We start from the raw sequence: 16,654 nt of genomic DNA on the forward strand, positions 1-16,654 counted from the left end.
ATCCTATGGAGCGGGCGGTTCAGGGGCGGATGCCGACGGCCCGCAGCCTGGCCGAGAGGCTCCAGACCTCCACCAACAGCCGGTGCCAGGGGGTGATCGTCTCCATGGCCAGGCCCATGGGGCTGGGGGCGGCGGCCCGCAGCGCCCGCGCCGCCGCCAGGGACCGGCGTGCTTCATCGAGCCGTACCCGCAGCTGGTGCTGGTCGGCCAGGGACAGCACCGTCTCCGGGCAGTGGTCGAGCAGCAGCAGTCCGCGATCGAAGGACTCGGCGTAGTCCTGCAGCAGCGGCACCAGGATCTCCTCCAGCAGGGGGCCGGCGGGATCGGGAAGGGAAGGGGCGGGAGCCATCGCTTCAGCCTAGGAATCCCCTCCCGGGCCGTTCGGGTACGGATCACCAGCCCCCGGGGGAAGGCCGTGGAACGATGGGGCCCGAACGGGTCGCCCCATGGTTGATGTCGCCGTCTGGGATGGCCTGCTGCGCCGCCATGTCGATGGGGAGGGCCGGGTGGACTACGCCGCCTGGCAGGGGCATGGCGCGGAGGAGCTGGAGGGCTGGCTGGCGGCGCAGCGCCCCTTCGATCCGGATCCCGGCACTGGGCCCGAGGCGTTCGCCCTCTGGATCAACCTCTACAACGCCCTGGTGATCCGGCAGGTCCTGGCACGCTTCCCGCTGGCCTCGATCCGTCCCAGCATCGCCGGGGTGCCCAACTGGCCAGCGTTCCTGGCCTTCTTCTCCCGGCCGGTGATCAGCCTGCAGGGCCAGCCCCTCAGCCTCGACCGGATCGAGCACGGCCTGCTGCGGCCCCGGTTCGCTGACCCCCGCTTCCATTTCGCCCTGGTCTGCGCCGCCAGGGGCTGCCCGCTGCTGCGGCCGGAGGCCTACCACCCCGAGCGGATCGCGGCGCAGCTGGAGGAGGACGCGAGCCGGTTCCTGCGGAACCCCCTGAAGCTGCGCTTCGATCCGGTCCGCCGCACCCTGCACTGCAGCCGGATCCTCCAGTGGTACCGCCGGGACTTCCTGGCGGCGGCCCCAACGATCGCCGCCTACGTGGGCCGCCACCGGCCGGACCTGGATCTGCCGGCCGACGTGCGCATCGCCTGGCTTCCCTACGACTGGGCCCTCAACGGCTGAGTGTCAGTGGCGCGGTGTTGGACGCCGGGCATCAATCCCGGATCTCGCCGTAGAAGCGCGTCAACCGCGCCGCCGGCACCCCCAGGCCCCAGAGCAGACCGATCGCCAGGTAGATGCCGGTGGCCCTCCAGGAGCCCCACCGCGCCACCCGTCGGTCGGAGGTCTCCACCACCCGGTTGAGCTGCCGGATGCGGCCCAGCCGGCCCAGCCGTTCGCAGAGATCGGCGTCCTCCATGATCGGCAGGCGCTCATCGAAACCGCCGCAGCGCACGAAGTCGCTGCGGCGGCAGAACATGGCCTGGTCGCCGAAGAGCACCCGGAAGCCGTTCATCAGGTAGCGGTGGGGGCGGAACAGCAGGGCCGCGTAGTGGGTCTTGAGGGCGTTGTGCAGACTCACCCCCCAGCGGGTGCGGTCGGCGCCCCGCATCAGGGCCAGGAAGCCGCCAGCGCTGATGGCCGGGTCGGCCAGGGTGGCACCCACCAGCTGCACCAGATCCGAGGGCACCAGGGTGTCGGCATGGAGGAAGCAGAGAATGTCGCCGCGGGCTGCCGCCGCCCCCCGGTTCATCTGCAGCGCCCGCCCCGGCCCTGGCGAACGGATCACCCGGCAGCCGTGCACGTGGGCCCTGGCCAGGGTGGCATCGGTGCTGCCGCCATCCACGACGATCACTTCGGCGGCCGCAGGATCGAGGATCTCCAGCTGCTGAAGGGTGCGCCCAAGATGGCTGGCTTCGTTGAGGGTCGGGATAATGATCGAGACCGACCTTGCCGTCACCTTGCTGCGCAACAATCTTGCATTCTACGATCAGCAGGCGGCCTGCTGGTGGGAGGAGTCGGCGACGATCTTTCCCCTCAGCCAGCTCAATCCGCTTCGCTTTCTCTTCTTTGATCAGTTCGTTTCCGACTGGCGGAATCTGCGGGTTCTGGATGTGGGTTGCGGCGGTGGCTACACCTGCGAATTCCTGGCCCGTCGTGGTGCCCAGCTCACCGGCATCGACCGCTCCGCCCCCTGCATCGCTGCAGCCCGGAGCCATGCGAACGCCTCGGGTCTGTCGATCGATTATCACGTCGGCAGGGCGGAGGAACTTCCCTTCGCCGCCGGCAGCTTCGATGTGGTGGTCTGCGTCGATGTGCTGGAGCATGTCGATCAGCCCGACGCCGTGATCGCCGAGATCGCCCGGGTGCTCGCCCCCGGAGGAACGCTCTGCTTCGACACCATCAACCGCACCTTCCGCTCCCGGCTGACCATGATCTGGCTGCTGGAGACGCTGCTGCGGCTGATCCCCGCTGGCGTCCATGACTGGCGGCGGTTCGTGCCCCCGGCGGAGCTGCGGCGCTGGCTGGAGGCCAGCGGTTTCGGCGCCATCACCATGCGCGGCATGGACCTGTTCGGCCGTGGCCCGGTGCGCACCCTCGGCCGGCTGCTCCACTACCGCCGCTGCGGCGGGTTCCAGGTCCGCTTCGACGACGACCTGGCCGTGATGTTCATCGGAACGGCCCGCCTCAGCCCAGCAGCAGGCCCCCTGATGCGCTGAAGGCGGCCCGGGCACTGCGCAGGTCGAACAGCAGGTCCTCCAGGGTGAGCTGGTCCAGTTCCCGCTCCAGGGCCTGCAGCAGGCGGCGGTTCAGCACCCGGGTCACCCGGTCGCTGGGCCGAGGGTCCTCCTCGGCACCTCCCATGGCGAGCAGGCTGCCGGGCGGGGCGTCCACCGCCGCCAGGATCGCCGCCAGGGGCACCTCGGCGGGCGGGCGCCGCAGCCGGTAGCCCCCCTGCCGGCCCCGCCGGGCCTCCACCAGGGCGGCCCGGCGCAGCTTGAGCATCAGCTGCTCCAGCATCGGGCCGGGCAGGTCCTGGGCTTCGGCCAGGGCGGACACCGACTGCCAGCGCGGCGGATCGAGGGCCAGTTCCAGCAGGGCCTTGAGGGCGTAGATGCCGCTGCGGCGCAGCATCAGCGGCCGGCCGCGAGGCGCTCCAGCACGTGTTCCAGGGTGTAGCCGAAGAGGGCGGGATCGGGCTCGCCGCGGCCCAGATCGTCCAGGCCCAGTTCGCTCCAGCGGGCATCCACCCGGGCCTCCAGGGCGGCATCCCGGCCGAGGGCCTGGCCCCAGTCGTGCCGTTTCTCCGGGCCGATCTTGGTGGTGGCGTCGATGGCGAGCCGGCCGCCGAGCCCCAGGCGCTCACTGGCGAAATCAAGCGAGTCGAACGGGGTGTCCTCCAGCACGAACAGGTCCCGCTGGGGATCGACCTGGGCGCTGATGGCCCAGATCACCTGGCGCGGGTCGCGGATCGCGATCGACTTGTCGACCACCACCACGAACTTGGTGTAGGTGAACTGGGGCAGGGCGCTCCAGAAGGCCATGGCCGCCCGCTTCGCCTGGCCCGGGTAGGCCTTGTCGATGGCGATCACCGCCAGCTTGTAGCTGAGGCCCTCCATGGGCAGGAAGAAGTCGACGATCTCCGGGATCTGCTGCCGCAGGATCGGCGTGTAGATGCGGTTCAAGGCGATCGCCAGCATCGCCTCCTCCTTCGGCGGACGGCCGCTGAAGGTGGTCAGGAAGATGGGGTCACGGCGCTGGGTGACGCAGTGGAAGCGCACCAGGGGCGAGTCCTCCTCGCCGCCGTAGAAGCCCATGTGGTCGCCGCAGGGGCCGTCCGGGAGCACCTCCCCGGGCGTGATCGTGCCCTCCAGCACCACCTCGCTGTGGGAGGGCACCTCCAGATCGAGGGTCTTGCAGCGGGCCAGCCGCACCCCCTCGCCGGCGTAGAGGCCGGCGAACAGCCATTCGCTCAGCTGCACCGGAATCGGCGTCGCCGCCGCCATCACCAGCAGGGGATGGACGCCGATGGCCACTGCCACCTCCAGCTTGCGGCCCAGCGCCGCCGCCTTGCGCAGGTGCCGGGCCCCGCCCCGCACGCTCAGCCAGTGGACGGTGGCGGTGTTGATCGACTGGCGCTGCAGCCGGTAGACACCGACGTTCGGGACCCCGGTTTCCGGGTCCTTGGTGATCACCAGGCCGAGGGTGATCACCCCGCCCGCATCCCCCGGCCAGGGGCGCAGCAGGGGCAGGCGCTCCAGGTTCACCTGGTCGTCCCGCAGCACCTGCTGGTGGCACGGGGGGGTGAGGTCGAGGTCGGGCCGGGCCCGCACCAGGTCCCAGAACACCCCGCCGAACTTCATCACCTCCTTGAGACCCTTCGGGGGCCGGGGCTGCTGCAGCAGGGCCAGCTTCTCCCCGAGGGCCTCGAGCTCCTCAGGCCGCTCCATGCCCATGCTCCAGAGCACCCGTTCCACGGTGCCCATCAGGTTCACCGCCACCGGCATGGGGGAGCCGATGACGTTCTCGAACAGCAGGGCCGGCCCACCCATGGCCAGCACCCGGTCGGCGATCGCCGCCAGCTCGAGGTCCGGATCCACCGGCGCCGTGATGCGCCGCAACTGGCCGCGCCGCTCCAGCAGGCCCATGAAATCGCGCAGGTTGCGCTGCCGCCCCAGGGCTTTGCCGATCCCGTCTGCCACCACCCCCGCCACGTCGTCCTGCGCCGTCGAGCTGCTGCCTACTGTGACGCACCCCCGTGACGATCGCGTTCCGTGCTGCTCTCCTATTTCCACACTTCCGAAGCCGTTCCTGCCCTGCTGCCCCCGGACGAAGACGGCCCCGACGCCGCCGTGGTCATTGACGTGCTGCGGGCCACCACCACGATCGCCTGGGCCCTGGAGAACGGGGCCGAGGCGATCCAGGCCTTCGCCGACCTGGGCAGCCTCGAAACCGCCGCCGCCGGCTGGCCAGCCGCCCGGCGGCTGCGGGCCGGTGAACGGGGCGGCAAGCGCGTGGAGGGCTACGACCTGGGCAACTCCCCCCTGGCGGTGACCCGGGAGCGGGTGGAGAGCAAGCGCATCTTCCTCAGCACCACCAATGGCACCCGTTCCCTCGACCGGGTCCGGGACGTGCCCCTGCTGCTCACCGCCTGCCTGCCCAACCGCACCGCCGTGGCCCGGCGGCTGATCGAGCGCCAGGCCCTGCGGGTCTGGATCGTGGGCAGTGGCTGGGAGGGGGACTACTCCCTCGAGGACAGCCTGGCGGCGGGGGCGGTGGCCTCGGCGGCCATTGAGCAGGCGGTGGCGCCCCACATGGGGGTGCGCTGCGCCAACGACGAGATGCTGGCGGCCCTCGCCCTCTGGCAGCAGTGGCGCCATGACACCGAGACCTGCCTCCGGAGCGCCAGCCACGGCCAGCGCCTGATCGGGCTGGGCGACCACGACGCCGACTTCGCCTGCTGCGCCGCCGTCGACAGCCTCGAGATCGTGCCGATCCAGGCCGAACCCGGGGTGCTGAGGGCCAGTTGAGGCGCTCCTTGCCCCCCTTGGCGGCTCCCTTACGATTCGCCGGTCTTGGAGCGGTCCGGCGGTGAGCAGTTTTCTGGCAGCGGCGCTGCAACTCACCAGCACGCCGGACCCGGACGCTAATTTCGCGGCAGCCGAGGAGCTGATCGAGCTGGCGGCCCGCCGCGGCGCCGACCTGGTCGGTCTGCCCGAGAACTTCGCCTTCATGGGCGATGACGCCCGACGGCTGGAGCTGGCCCCGCTGCTGGCCGAGCGCTGCAGCCGCTTCCTGGTCACGATGGCGCGCCGTTACCAGGTCACCCTGCTGGGGGGCGGCTTCCCGGTGCCGGCCGGCGAGGGCCAGACCTTCAACCGCGCCGAGCTGGTGGGCCGGGAGGGCCAGCTCCTGGCCCGCTACGACAAGATCCACCTCTTCGATGTGGACCTGCCGGACGGCATCACCTACCGGGAGTCGGCCACGGTGCAGCCCGGCCATGAGCCCCCGCCGGTGGTCGACGTGCCGGGCCTGTGCAGGGTCGGCCTGTCGATCTGTTACGACGTGCGCTTCCCCGAGCTCTATCGCCAGCTGGCCGGTTCCGGGGCCCAGCTGCTGATGATCCCGGCGGCCTTCACCGCCTACACCGGCAAGGACCACTGGCAGGTGCTGCTCCAGGCCCGGGCCATCGAGAACACCGCCTATGTGCTCGCCCCCGCCCAGACGGGCCTCCACTACGGCCGCCGCCAGACCCACGGCCATGCCCTGGTGATCGACCCCTGGGGCACCGTGATGGCGGATGCCGGCGTGGAGCCGGGCCTGGCGATGGCCCCGGTCGACATGGCCCACGAGGCCAGGGTCCGTGCCCAGATGCCGAGCCTCCAGCACCGCCATCCGGCGTTGTTCTGAGGGGTGATGGGAGTGCGTGCGGCGCGATTCGCCTGGTTGCTGACCCTGCCCCTGGTGCTCGGGACCCTTCCCGCCAGGGCGGCGAGCGCCCTGTCGGCCTGGCGCCTGAGCCGGGAGGGGGTGCTGGAGCTGCGCACCTCCCCGGGGGTGCGGCTGCAGGCGTTTTACGAGGAGGGCTCCGGCGTCACCGGGCCGCGGGTGTGGGTGGATCTGCCGGGAGCCCCCCAGCGCAGCCGCTCGGTCCCTGTCGGCGGCCTGGTGCGGGAGGTGCGCATCGGCCGGCCCGACCCCGGCACCACCCGGCTGGTGCTGGAATTCAGGCCCGGTACCCGGCTTGATCCTCGCCAGCTGCGTCTGGTGGGCACGGCCCGTGACCGCTGGCGCCTCTCCCTCACCGGCCTGCCCCTGAGTGGCTTCACCCGCAATGTCGGTGAGGGCGACATGGACGCGCCCACGTCCAGCTGGAGCGCCTCCCGCCCCTCCGGCTTCGGCAGCAGCGGCCGGGCCACCTCCGGCCGGCCCATCTCCGCTGACGGGCTGCCGGTGGTGCCCCGGGGCCGCTTCCGGGTGGTGATCGACCCCGGCCACGGCGGCCCCGATCCGGGGGCCGTGGGGATCGGCGGCCTGCGGGAGACCGACGTGGTGCTCGACGTGAGCCTGCAGGTGGCCCAGTTGCTCCAGGCCCGGGGGGTGCAGGTGCTGATGACCCGCACCTCGGAGGTGGACGTTGACCTGCCGCCGCGGGTGTCGCTGGCCAACAGCAGCAACGCCAACGCCTTCGTCAGCATCCATGCCAACGCCCTCAGCATGGCCCGCCCCGATGTGAACGGGGTGGAGACGTTCTACTTCCAGTCGGGCAGCTCCCAACGGCTGGCCCAGGCGATCCAGTCCCGGATCATGGCGGTCTCGCCGGGGACGCCCGATCGCGGGGCCCGGCCGGGGCGGTTCTTCGTGATCCGCCGCACCGTGATGCCGGCGGCCCTGGCGGAGATGGGCTTCGTCACCGGCCGCATCGACGCCCCGCGGCTGGCCGACCCCAATTTCCGCCGCCGTCTGGCGGTGGCGATCAGCGCCGGCATCCTCGACTTTCTCCAGGGGGCCTCTTGAGCCTCCTGGTGGGTCTGTTCGACAGTGGCCTCGGGGGCCTCACGGTGCTGCGCCAGGTCCATGCCCTCTACCCCCACTCCCCCTGCCTCTACCTGGGCGACACGGCCCGGGTTCCCTACGGCCAGCGCTCGAAGGAGGAGATCCGCGCGATCGCCTCGGAGGTGGTGCACTGGCTGCGGCTCCAGGGCGTGGGGGTGCTGGTGATGGCCTGCAACACCTCCAATGCCCTGGCCCTCGACGTGGCGGTGGCGGAGGCGGGCGTTCCGGTGGTGGGGCTGATCGACAGCCTGGCCAGCGAACTGACCAGCGATCACGTCGGGGTGCTGGCCACCCCGGCCACCGCCGCCAGCGGCGCCTACCGGCGCTCGATCCAGGCCTGTCGCCCCTCGGCCCGGGTGCTGGAGGTGGGCTGCCCCGCCTTCGTGCCCCTGATCGAGGCCGGCAACCTGCAGGTCCCCGAGCTGCGGGTCGCCGCCGCCGACTATCTGGCCCCGCTGTTGGCGGCGAACGTGGACACGATCGTGCTGGGCTGCACTCACTACCCGCTGCTGCGGGCCCTGCTGGCCGAGCTGCTCCCCCCCGATGTGCAGCTGGTGGACCCGGCCCTGGCGGCCGCCCAGCGCCTCGGGCCCCTGCTGACCAGCCTGGGGGATTCCCCCGAGGTGGACCAGGCGGGGGAGTCGGTGCGGCCGCCCCTGCAGCGCACCCGCTTCTGTGTCACCGGCCCCGCTGACGCCTTCGCCAGCGCGGCCGCCGCCTGGCTGGGCAGCCGGCCGGCGGTGCGCAGCGTCAGCCTGCAGTCGCCCACCCGCGCCTACTGAGGCACGGCCCCTAGGATCCCTTCATCGTGGAGGTGACGTGGCGACGGTTGCAGAGTTGCTCCAGCCGGTGGAGTCCGACCTCGATGCCCTGCTGGCCGACCTGCGCAGCCTGATCGGCGCCGGCCATCCGATTCTGCAGGCCGCCGCCGAGCACCTGTTCGCGGCCGGTGGCAAGCGGCTGCGGCCTGGCATCGTGCTGCTGCTGTCACGGGCCATCGCTCCCGATGGCGGTCTCAGTTCCCGCCACCGGAGGCTGGCGGAGATCACCGAGATGATCCACACCGCCTCCCTGGTCCACGACGACGTCGTCGATGAGGCCGCCACCCGTCGGGGTGTGGCCACGGTGCACAGCCGGTTCAACCACCGCGTGGCGGTGCTCGCCGGCGATTTCCTCTTCGCCCAGGCCAGCTGGCACCTCGCCAACCTCGATGACCTCGATGTCGTCAAGCTGCTCTCGCGCGTGATCATGGATCTCGCCGACGGCGAGGTGCGCCAGGGCCTGTTCCGCTACGACACCGGCCAGAGCTTCGAGACCTACCTCGAGAAGAGCTACTGCAAGACCGCCTCCCTGATCGCCAACAGCGCCCGGGCCGCCGGGGTGCTCACCGGCCTCAGCGAACCGCGCCTCGACGCCCTCTATCGCTTCGGGCGCCAGCTCGGCCTGGCCTTCCAGGTGGTCGACGACATCCTCGATTTCACCGCCAGCGACCAGCAGCTCGGCAAGCCTGCCGCCAGCGACCTGGCCTCCGGCTACCTCACCGCCCCGGTGCTCTATGCCCTCGAGGAGCGGCCCGCCCTGGCGGGACTCATCGAGCGCGAATTCTGTGAGGCCGGCGACCTCGACCAGGCCCTGGCGATGGTGCGGGGCTGCGAGGCCATCGGCCGTTCCCGGGCCCTGGCGGAGGGCTTCGCCCGCGAGGCCCATGAGGCGATCGAGTGGCTGCCCCCCTCCGAGCCCCGCAGCGCCCTGCGGGCCCTGCCGGAATTCGTCCTCAGCCGCCTCTACTGATCGGGATCTACGGATCCAGCCGGACCTCCTCCAGCGAGTTGAGACAGACCACCCCCTGGGGATAGGTCCGGCAGTTCACCCCCGGCGGTAGGAGCACGTGCACCCGGCAGCCCGCGCCCAGCGCGGCGGTCACCCCGGCGCTGGAATCCTCGAACGCCCAGCAGGCGTTCGGTGCCACCCCGAGGCGCCGGGCCGCCAGCAGGAAAGCATCCGGGGCGGGCTTGCCGTCTCCCAGCTCCGGATCGTCGCCATGGACCCGTTCGTTGATCAGGGCCATCCAGGGGTGGGGGGCCACCTTGATCGCCACCGCCGGGCGGGCACTGCTGGTGGCCAGCGCCATCGGGATCCCCAGGGCCCGGCAGCGCCGCACCAGGGCCTCGGCACCGGGCATGGCAGGGGCGGTGGCCAGCAGGGCCTCGGCGATGGGCTGGCGCACCGCCAGCAGTTCCTCCTCGCTCAGCTGGGGCCCCCCTGCGGCGGCGATCCACTGCCGCACCCGGCTGGCGCAGTCGCGGCGCCGGCGGCCGCGCAGGCTGAAGAGCTCGGCGTCATCGAGGGGCCGGCCGAAGGAGCTGGACGCCGCCTGCCAGGCCCGGGCATGGGCGGGCTCGGTGTCCAGCAGCAGACCGTCGAGATCGAACAGGCAGGCGGCGGGTCGCTGAGGCATCCCACCAGCCTGCATCAGGACAGATCGTTCTCGGGGTAGCGATCCTCCAGGGCGGTTTCCAGGGTGGTGAGCAGCAGCACCAGGGCGGCTCGCTCATCCAGTTCGGCACCGCTCACCTCGCTGATCCAGCGCTGGCAGAGCCGCTCAATCTGCTGGAACAGGGCCGTACCGCCCCGCAGCAGGGTCATCACCTTCTCGACGTTGTCCTCATCGATGTCCGGCGGCAGACCGACCACGTAGCGACGACCATCGTCCCCGACGTAGGTGAGGTTGCCGTCGGCATCGAGCGTCGGGCCGGCATGGGGCGTGATCGGCTTCTCCTCCATGGCCTTCCGCTCCAGTCCCGTGGGGTCGTCCCCTGGCTAACGCCGCCGGCCGATCTTGCCAAGCAGCGATGAGCAGCCCTGATCGGCCGGCCGGGCGCTCGGGATCGCTCCGCTTTCAGCGGTTCAACCGCTGCATCCGCCAGGTGACAAACGTGCCGATCGGGCTCCAGAGCAGGAACGGGACCAGCAGCAGAGCGGAGACGGGAGCAACGGCCAGCGTCGCCAGGGCCAGTCCCAGACCCCAGATCCACCCGGCCAGGCCCGCCGCGGTTCCCCAGGCCAGCCGGCGGGTGCGGCAGATCAGCAGCGTGTAGCTCTGCACCAGGACGAGCAGCACCAGATAGGCCCCCATGGCCAGCGGCGCCGCCGCCCCCCCGGCCCGCCAGCGGAGCAGGGCCGAGGCGTAGAAGCAGAGGTAGATCAGCGACCAGATCAGTGGGATCCAGCGCTCGAAGGTGAGCCAGCGGGGGCGCCGCAGCCGCAGGAACCAGGCGAACTGCTGGCGGCTTGGGGTGAGCACGGCGATCACCAGCCCCATCACCAGCAGGATCGTCAGCCAGGCGGGCATGGGAGGGGGGGCGGAGTCCTCCAGCGTGGCCCGGCTGCGGTTGAATGCACCATGCCCCAGCCTGCCCGGCAGGCCTCGCCATGACCCAGGACTCCTCGCCCACCATCGAGTCGGTGCTCCAGGAAGAGCGGCAGTTCGCCCCGCCGCCCCAGCTGGCCGCCGAGGCCCGCATCGGTTCGATGGCGGCCTACCAGGCCCTGGCGGCGCGCGCCGAGGCCGATCCGGACGGCTTCTGGGGCGAGGCGGCCCGCTCGGAGCTGCACTGGTTCGCGCCCTTCGACACGGTGCTCGACTGGAGCGATCCCCCCTTCGCCCGCTGGTTCGAGGGGGGCACCACCAACCTCTCGTTCAACTGCCTCGATCGCCATCTGGACGGCCCCCGGGCCGACAAGACGGCCCTGATCTGGGAGGGGGAGCCCGGCGACGGCCGCTCCTTCACCTACCGCGAGCTGCATGTGGAGGTCTGCCGCGCCGCCAACGCCCTCAAGGCCCTCGGCGTCGGCAAGGGCGACCTGGTGGCCCTCTACATGCCCATGGTGCCGGAGGCGGCCATCGCCATGCTGGCCTGCGCCCGCATCGGCGCCCCCCACTCGGTGGTGTTCGGCGGCTTCTCGGCCGAGGCCCTGCGCGATCGCCTGATCGACGGGCAGGCCAAGTTGGTGATCACCGCCGACGGCGGCTTCCGCAAGGACAAGGCGGTGGCGCTCAAGCCCGCCGTGGACCAGGCCCTGGCGGAGGGCTGCCCCAGCGTCGAGCACGTGCTGGTGGTGCGGCGCACCGGCGAGGCCACCGGCTTCGAGGCCGGGCGTGACGTCTGGTGGCACGAGCTGGTGGACGGCCAGAGCGCCGACTGCCCGGCCGAGCCCATGGCCAGCGAGGACCGGCTGTTCGTCCTCTACACCTCCGGCTCCACTGGCAAGCCCAAGGGGGTGGTGCACACCACCGCCGGCTACAACCTCTGGGCCCACCTCACCTTCCAGTGGATCTTCGACATCCGTGAGGACGACATCCACTGGTGCACCGCCGATGTCGGCTGGATCACCGGCCACAGCTACATCGTCTACGGGCCCCTCTCCAACGGCGCCACCACGCTGATGTACGAGGGGGCGCCGCGCCCCTCCAAGCCCGGGGCCTTCTGGGAGGTGATCGAGAAGCACCGGGTGACGATCTTCTACACCGCCCCCACCGCCATCCGGGCCTTCATGAAGAGCGGCCGGGCGGTGCCCGACCGGTACGACATGGGCAGCCTGCGGATCCTGGGCACCGTGGGGGAACCCATCAATCCGGAGGCCTGGATGTGGTATCGGGATGTGATCGGCGGCGACCGCTGCCCCGTGGTGGACACCTGGTGGCAGACCGAGACCGGTGGGGTGATGATCAGCCCCCTGCCCGGGGCCACCCCCACCAAGCCGGGATCGGCCACCCTGCCCCTGCCAGGCATCGCCGCTGATGTGGTGGATCTGGAGGGCAACAGCGTGCCGACGGGGCAGGGGGGCTACCTGGCGGTGCGGCGCCCCTGGCCCGGGATGATGCGCACCGTCCACGGCGACCCGGAGCGTTTCCGCCGCAGCTACTGGGAGCACATCCGTCCTGCCGACGGCAGCTGGCTCTACTTCGCCGGCGATGGCGCCCGCCGCGACGCGGACGGCTACTTCTGGGTGATGGGCCGGGTCGATGACGTGATCAACGTCTCCGGCCACCGGCTGGGAACGATGGAGATCGAATCGGCCCTGGTGAGCCACCCGTCGGTGGCGGAGGCGGCCGTGGTGGGCCGGCCCGACGAGCTCAAGGGGGAGGGGATCGTCGCCTTCGTCACCCTCGATGTGGGTGTTGAGGGCGATGCGGCCCTGGAGGCCGAGCTGCGCCGCCACGTGGGCCTGGAGATCGGCCCGATCGCCCGGCCGGATGTGATCCGCTTCACCGATGCCCTGCCCAAGACCCGCAGCGGCAAGATCATGCGCCGGATCCTGCGCTCCCTGGCGGCGGGGGAGGACGTCAGCGGCGACACCTCCACCCTGGAGGACCGTTCGGTGCTCGATGCCCTCAGGGTGTGAGGGCGCTGGCCTGGCGGGGGGGCCTCAGGCCGTCCCGGACCAGGCGCTGATCTGCTCGGCCAGCCGCTCCATGGACCGCTGGCGGGCCGGATCATCGGCCCACTCCCCCAGAAACTGCTTGCGCAGGCCGCCGCTGGCCGGGGTGAGGTGGTCCCCCGGCAGCTCCAGCAGGGTGGAGGCATCGCCGGCCCTGGCCTGCAGCACGCCGATCAGCCGGCCGCTCTGGTCGATCGTGTCGCGGCTGAAGCGCACCACCAGGTTGCGGGGCTGGCTGTAGCTGCTGCCGATCTGCCGCAGGGTGTCCTCGGGGGAGGGGCTGAACTCGCTGCGGAAGCGGAACTGCTGGCCCAGCTCCGCCAGGAAGGGGATCGAGCGCTCGGCCGAGAAGTTGTTGAAGCTGAGGGCCACCAGGCCATCGCAGCGACGGCCACCGTCAGGGGCGAGCAGGTGCAGCTTGCAGCCGAGGCTGTGGCCCAGCCTGATCAGGGGGAAGGCGGCCTCACCCCGCTGCTGGCGGAACAGGCGCCAGGCGGCGTTGGCCTGGGCCTGGTGGTCGAATCCCGGCACGTAGCTCCAGGCGTGGATGCGCCAGCCCCGGGTCGCCAGGGCCTCGAGACAGCGCCGGTAGCTGAGCTGGGGGGTGGCGGCCAGGTAGCTGCCACCGATGAACTCGATCAGCCCGCGGGGCCGGCCCGGCGGCTCCAGCCGCCAGAGCTCTCCCTGCTGTCGCCACGCCGTCATCGTCCGGTTCTCCCGTTCTGGATCGCGAGCGGTCTCAGGAGGCCTGGAGACCGCGCAGGGCGTCGAGGGCTTCGCGCCGGTGGGCCGGTCCGTCCAGCAGGTTGTTGAACACGTGGCGGATCACCCCCGTCCCGTCGATGACGTAGGTGACCCGGCCGGGCAGCAACCCCAGCACGCTGGGAACACCAAAGGCCTTGCGCAGCCGGTTGCCCCCATCCACCAACAGCGGGAAGGGCAGCCGGTGGCGGTTGGCGAAGCGTCGGTGGCTGGCGGCATCGTCGCCGCTGACGCCCCACACCTCGGCTCTGAGCGCCTGCAGGTCGGCGTAGCTGTCGCGGAAGGCGCAGGCCTCCATGGTGCAGCCGGGGGTCTCGTCCTTCGGATAGAAGAACAGCACCAGGGCCTTGCCCTCCAGCCGGTCGCTGCGGCGTTCGGTGCCGTCCTGGTCGGGGAGGGCGATCAGGGGGGCGGTGTCGCCGGGGGCGAGGGCTGGGGCCACGGAGCGGGGGACGGGGGGCAGAATCCACCAACCCTAGGAAGCCGGCACCGGCGGGGATGGGCACGGGGTCGGGGGACGGGGGTGCTGGGACCTTGCCCGGCTTGCGACCATGGACCAGCAAGCGCATGACGCCGATGCAGGAGCAACCCGGTCTCTGGCTGCAGAACGACCTGCTGGGCCTGGCCGCCCCGGAGCCTGCGGCTGCCACCGCGCCTGAGGCAACCCCGGCACAGGCCCCTGCGTCGCCGCCAGTCCCATCGGCTCCCCAGGCCCCCCAGACCCCCATCGAACCGCCGCGCCCGGTGCCCATCTCGCTTCCTGCCTGCGCCGGGCGTCCCCAGCGGACCCTCCCCCGTGGGCCGGAGAGCCTGCTGATCCTCGACACGGAGACCACGGGCCTCTCCACCCTCCAGGGGCAGTGCATCGAGGTGGGGGCGATCCTGTTCCACGTGCCCCACAGGGCCGTGCTCACCCAGGTGTCCTTCCTGCTGCCCTGCCCGGCCAACGCGGCTGAGGCCATCAACGGCATTCCCGCCGCCGTGACCCGGCTGGAGCAGCCCCGGCAGGAGGCCCTGGCCTGTTTCCTGGCCATGGCGGCCGCCTGTGACGCACTGGTGGCCCACAACGCCGCCTTCGATCGCCAGTGGTTCGGCCTGGGGCCCCTGCCGTCCCTCGACCGCCCCTGGATCTGCTCGATGGAGGACATCCGCTGGCCGGCCGAACGCCAGCTGCGCAGTTCCCCCTCGGTTCGCGATCTGGCCCTGGCCTACGGGGTTCCGGTCTGGGCCGCCCACCGCGCCCTTACCGACTGCATCTACCTGGCCCAGGTGTTCGAGCGCTGCGACGATCTGGAGGCACTGCTGCTGGGCGCCCTGGAGCCCCGCAGCCTCTACCGGGCGGAACTGCCCTACGCCGAACGTCACCGGGCCAGGGAAGCTGGTTTCCGCTGGAACGAGGCCGTGCCGCGCGCCTGGAGCCGCCGTCTTAGCCGGCGTGAGGCGGAGGGTCTGCCCTTCCCCGTCCAGCTAGTGGCGGATCCGATCCCCGCCGATGGACTGGCCCACAGCGCCTGAGGGCTGGTGGGTGCTCGGCCGGCAATCTTCCGTTTTTGTTTCGATGCTTGAAGCAGAACCGGGGATCCTGGGCGCTTCAGCCCAGCCTCCCCACCCTTGGGGTGTTCTTCGGCGTCGGAGTCATGGTCACCCGGCCGCCGATCGGCTCCGTGGATGGCGTTGACCCCGCCCAGCAGTGTGTGCGCCGCTGGCAGACGGCCCGCACCTGGGCCCGGCTGATCCGGGAGGCGGAAGCCCTCTGGCGGGTCGATGTGCGGGCCCTGCGTCGGCTGGCCTCCCAGGAACTGTTCCAGCTCGTGCAGGAAGTGCCCCCCAGGCTGCGGCGGCGGGTCAACCTCTGGCTGGTCCGCTTCAACGTCCTCACCCGGCTGCGCTGAGGCGGGCGAGGCCCGGGCAGGCCAGGACATGGGCAAAAAAAATCAGCTGACGGGATCAGCTGACGGGAAGGAAAACCACCGATGCCCACAGAAGGCGAACATTCGGCGGACCGGATGAATCGGAGCGGCGGGATTTGAACCCACGACCCCCACTACCCCAAAGTGGTGCGCTACCAAGCTGCGCTACGCCCCGGCGGAATGAAGCTATCACAGCGTCCTTGGGGTCCCGCGCCGCCTGGAGAGGCGTCGCACCAGGCGGTTCGTGAGTCGCTGGCGACCCATGGAGGTGTAGCCCCAGACGTGCTCGCGACGGGCCATCAGCCGCAGTTCCGCCAGTCCCATCGTGGCCAGCTGCAGTTCCGGCAGCCGCTGCCAGGCCATCGACGGCAGGGGCAGCTCGGAGCCCTCGCGTCCCTCCGGGAAGCCCTTCAATGCGCCACTGGCCATCCACTCGGGCACCAGGACGAACAGCACCGCCAGCAGGCCGTAGAGCTCCACCAGCCCCCTGGGCAGGGGATGCAGCTGGCGCTTCGGGTGGTCCTGCTGCTCGGCGGGGTCTCTCACAGGAGGAACGCTGGCTCCGGGGCGCCCGGCGCCAGCGCGCTGGGCCCCTGGCGCCATTGCAAAGGAGGCTCCCCGGAGGGGTGCAGGCGCACGGTCCAGAAGGCCAGGGCGAAACAGATGCCCACCGCGGCGATCAGGGCCACGATCACGACCCGATCGGAGAGGGGTTTCATACCTGTTCGCTGCGCACGCAGACCCGTTTGATGGGGAGCTGCTCGAGGGTGAGTTCATCGCCCCGCAGGATCACCCGCAGGGACTCGTTCTGATAGCGCAGGCCCGGTGCATCGGAGGCTTCCCGGAACAGGGTGGCGCGAGTGCGGCCGGCGATCAGGGAGGCCTGGGAGGCGTTGCGCTCCAGCACCACCGAGAAGCGATCACCGCAGAGGAACTTCTCGCGGATGTCGTAGTTCTCCCACCAGGGGGACTGCATGGCCAACAGCGGCAGGAGTCCGAGCGCGAGCAGCGGGGGGGCGGCCATGGCGGGGGCGG

The 16,654-nt window shown here is 71.4% G+C and carries 22 protein-coding genes and 1 tRNA gene; 10 read left to right on the forward strand and 13 right to left on the reverse strand.

Going from position 1 to position 16,654, the window contains the following annotated elements; all coding sequences use genetic code 11:
• Positions 1–19: 19 nt before the first annotated feature.
• The gene (locus VB738_RS03995; protein WP_323304523.1) at positions 20–349 is read right to left on the reverse strand and encodes a DUF2605 family protein; all 330 of its coding nucleotides are present in this window, start codon (positions 347–349) and stop codon (positions 20–22) included.
• A 97-nt stretch (positions 350–446) separates the two neighbouring features.
• On the opposite strand from VB738_RS03995, the gene VB738_RS04000 reads away from it, so the two are divergent.
• Entirely contained in the window at positions 447–1,133 is a 687-nt protein-coding gene (locus VB738_RS04000) for a DUF547 domain-containing protein (RefSeq protein ID WP_323304524.1), read from the forward strand.
• A gap of 31 nt (positions 1,134–1,164) precedes the next feature.
• Here VB738_RS04000 and VB738_RS04005 read toward each other — a convergent pair whose 3' ends face one another.
• Positions 1,165–1,908, reverse strand: a complete 744-nt coding sequence (locus VB738_RS04005; protein WP_323304525.1) for a TIGR04283 family arsenosugar biosynthesis glycosyltransferase — start codon at positions 1,906–1,908, stop codon at positions 1,165–1,167.
• Here VB738_RS04005 and ubiG point away from each other — a divergent pair.
• Positions 1,883–2,668, forward strand: a complete 786-nt coding sequence (gene ubiG / locus VB738_RS04010; protein ID WP_323304526.1) for a bifunctional 2-polyprenyl-6-hydroxyphenol methylase/3-demethylubiquinol 3-O-methyltransferase UbiG — start codon at positions 1,883–1,885, stop codon at positions 2,666–2,668. The genes VB738_RS04005 and ubiG overlap by 26 nt on opposite strands.
• Here the strand turns inward: ubiG and VB738_RS04015 are convergent.
• Both VB738_RS04015 and VB738_RS04020 read right to left on the reverse strand, forming a co-directional pair.
• Complete coding sequence (locus VB738_RS04015) at positions 2,637–3,083, reverse strand: Rrf2 family transcriptional regulator (RefSeq protein ID WP_323304527.1); 447 nt, start codon at positions 3,081–3,083, stop codon at positions 2,637–2,639. The genes ubiG and VB738_RS04015 overlap by 32 nt on opposite strands.
• Entirely contained in the window at positions 3,083–4,597 is a 1,515-nt protein-coding gene (locus VB738_RS04020) for a UbiD family decarboxylase (RefSeq protein ID WP_323304897.1), read from the reverse strand. The genes VB738_RS04015 and VB738_RS04020 overlap by 1 nt, the downstream gene beginning before the upstream one ends.
• Positions 4,598–4,723: 126 nt before the next feature.
• On the opposite strand from VB738_RS04020, the gene VB738_RS04025 reads away from it, so the two are divergent.
• The 5 genes from VB738_RS04025 to sds all read left to right on the forward strand — a co-directional run bounded on the left by VB738_RS04025 (position 4,724) and on the right by sds (position 9,296).
• On the forward strand, positions 4,724–5,479 hold the full coding sequence (locus VB738_RS04025; protein WP_323304528.1) for a 2-phosphosulfolactate phosphatase family protein: 756 nt from the start codon (positions 4,724–4,726) through the stop codon (positions 5,477–5,479).
• 61 nt (positions 5,480–5,540) lie between these two features.
• Positions 5,541–6,359 (forward strand): carbon-nitrogen hydrolase family protein, encoded by an 819-nt coding sequence (locus VB738_RS04030; protein WP_323304529.1) that lies wholly within the window; start codon positions 5,541–5,543, stop codon positions 6,357–6,359.
• Positions 6,360–6,365: 6 nt separating this feature from the next.
• Positions 6,366–7,466 carry an N-acetylmuramoyl-L-alanine amidase gene (locus VB738_RS04035; RefSeq protein WP_323304530.1) on the forward strand — a complete coding sequence of 367 codons (1,101 nt, stop codon included), beginning with the start codon at positions 6,366–6,368 and terminating at the stop codon, positions 7,464–7,466.
• On the forward strand, positions 7,463–8,287 hold the full coding sequence (murI, locus tag VB738_RS04040; RefSeq protein ID WP_323304531.1) for a glutamate racemase: 825 nt from the start codon (positions 7,463–7,465) through the stop codon (positions 8,285–8,287). The genes VB738_RS04035 and murI overlap by 4 nt, the downstream gene beginning before the upstream one ends.
• A gap of 37 nt (positions 8,288–8,324) precedes the next feature.
• On the forward strand, positions 8,325–9,296 hold the full coding sequence (sds, locus tag VB738_RS04045; RefSeq protein WP_323304532.1) for a solanesyl diphosphate synthase: 972 nt from the start codon (positions 8,325–8,327) through the stop codon (positions 9,294–9,296).
• Positions 9,297–9,303: 7 nt separating this feature from the next.
• On the opposite strand, the gene VB738_RS04050 is transcribed toward sds, so the two are convergent.
• From VB738_RS04050 to VB738_RS04060, 3 genes are all read right to left on the reverse strand, one after another.
• A complete protein-coding gene (locus VB738_RS04050; RefSeq protein ID WP_323304533.1) occupies positions 9,304–9,963 on the reverse strand; it encodes an HAD family phosphatase in 660 nt (219 codons plus the stop codon).
• A gap of 14 nt (positions 9,964–9,977) precedes the next feature.
• Entirely contained in the window at positions 9,978–10,289 is a 312-nt protein-coding gene (locus VB738_RS04055; RefSeq protein ID WP_323304534.1) for a hypothetical protein, read from the reverse strand.
• A gap of 115 nt (positions 10,290–10,404) precedes the next feature.
• A complete protein-coding gene (locus VB738_RS04060) occupies positions 10,405–10,857 on the reverse strand; it encodes a TspO/MBR family protein (protein WP_323304535.1) in 453 nt (150 codons plus the stop codon).
• 80 nt (positions 10,858–10,937) lie between these two features.
• On the opposite strand from VB738_RS04060, the gene acs reads away from it, so the two are divergent.
• The gene (acs, locus tag VB738_RS04065; protein WP_323304536.1) at positions 10,938–12,911 is read left to right on the forward strand and encodes an acetate--CoA ligase; all 1,974 of its coding nucleotides are present in this window, start codon (positions 10,938–10,940) and stop codon (positions 12,909–12,911) included.
• A gap of 24 nt (positions 12,912–12,935) precedes the next feature.
• Here acs and VB738_RS04070 read toward each other — a convergent pair whose 3' ends face one another.
• Both VB738_RS04070 and VB738_RS04075 read right to left on the reverse strand, forming a co-directional pair.
• A complete protein-coding gene (locus VB738_RS04070) occupies positions 12,936–13,652 on the reverse strand; it encodes a DUF1350 family protein (RefSeq protein ID WP_323304537.1) in 717 nt (238 codons plus the stop codon).
• Between the two features lie 34 nt (positions 13,653–13,686).
• Positions 13,687–14,151 carry a peroxiredoxin gene (locus tag VB738_RS04075; protein WP_323304538.1) on the reverse strand — a complete coding sequence of 155 codons (465 nt, stop codon included), beginning with the start codon at positions 14,149–14,151 and terminating at the stop codon, positions 13,687–13,689.
• Between the two features lie 134 nt (positions 14,152–14,285).
• Here VB738_RS04075 and VB738_RS04080 point away from each other — a divergent pair, with 134 nt between their 5' ends.
• Entirely contained in the window at positions 14,286–15,224 is a 939-nt protein-coding gene (locus VB738_RS04080) for a 3'-5' exonuclease (RefSeq protein ID WP_416233148.1), read from the forward strand.
• 122 nt (positions 15,225–15,346) lie between these two features.
• Positions 15,347–15,601 carry a hypothetical protein gene (locus VB738_RS04085; protein ID WP_323304540.1) on the forward strand — a complete coding sequence of 85 codons (255 nt, stop codon included), beginning with the start codon at positions 15,347–15,349 and terminating at the stop codon, positions 15,599–15,601.
• Between the two features lie 119 nt (positions 15,602–15,720).
• On the opposite strand, the gene VB738_RS04090 is transcribed toward VB738_RS04085, so the two are convergent.
• The 4 genes from VB738_RS04090 to VB738_RS04105 form a co-directional block, all read right to left on the reverse strand.
• Positions 15,721–15,794: transfer RNA gene (locus VB738_RS04090), tRNA-Pro, on the reverse strand.
• A gap of 14 nt (positions 15,795–15,808) precedes the next feature.
• On the reverse strand, positions 15,809–16,165 hold the full coding sequence (locus VB738_RS04095; protein WP_323304541.1) for a hypothetical protein: 357 nt from the start codon (positions 16,163–16,165) through the stop codon (positions 15,809–15,811).
• Positions 16,162–16,338 (reverse strand): hypothetical protein, encoded by a 177-nt coding sequence (locus VB738_RS04100; protein ID WP_323304542.1) that lies wholly within the window; start codon positions 16,336–16,338, stop codon positions 16,162–16,164. The genes VB738_RS04095 and VB738_RS04100 overlap by 4 nt, the downstream gene beginning before the upstream one ends.
• On the reverse strand, positions 16,335–16,643 hold the full coding sequence (locus VB738_RS04105; RefSeq protein WP_323304543.1) for a hypothetical protein: 309 nt from the start codon (positions 16,641–16,643) through the stop codon (positions 16,335–16,337). The genes VB738_RS04100 and VB738_RS04105 overlap by 4 nt, the downstream gene beginning before the upstream one ends.
• Between the last annotated feature and the right edge of the window lie 11 nt (positions 16,644–16,654).

Source organism: Cyanobium gracile UHCC 0139 (assembly GCF_034931325.1).
Classification (GTDB): Bacteria; Cyanobacteriota; Cyanobacteriia; order PCC-6307; family Cyanobiaceae; genus Cyanobium; species Cyanobium gracile_B.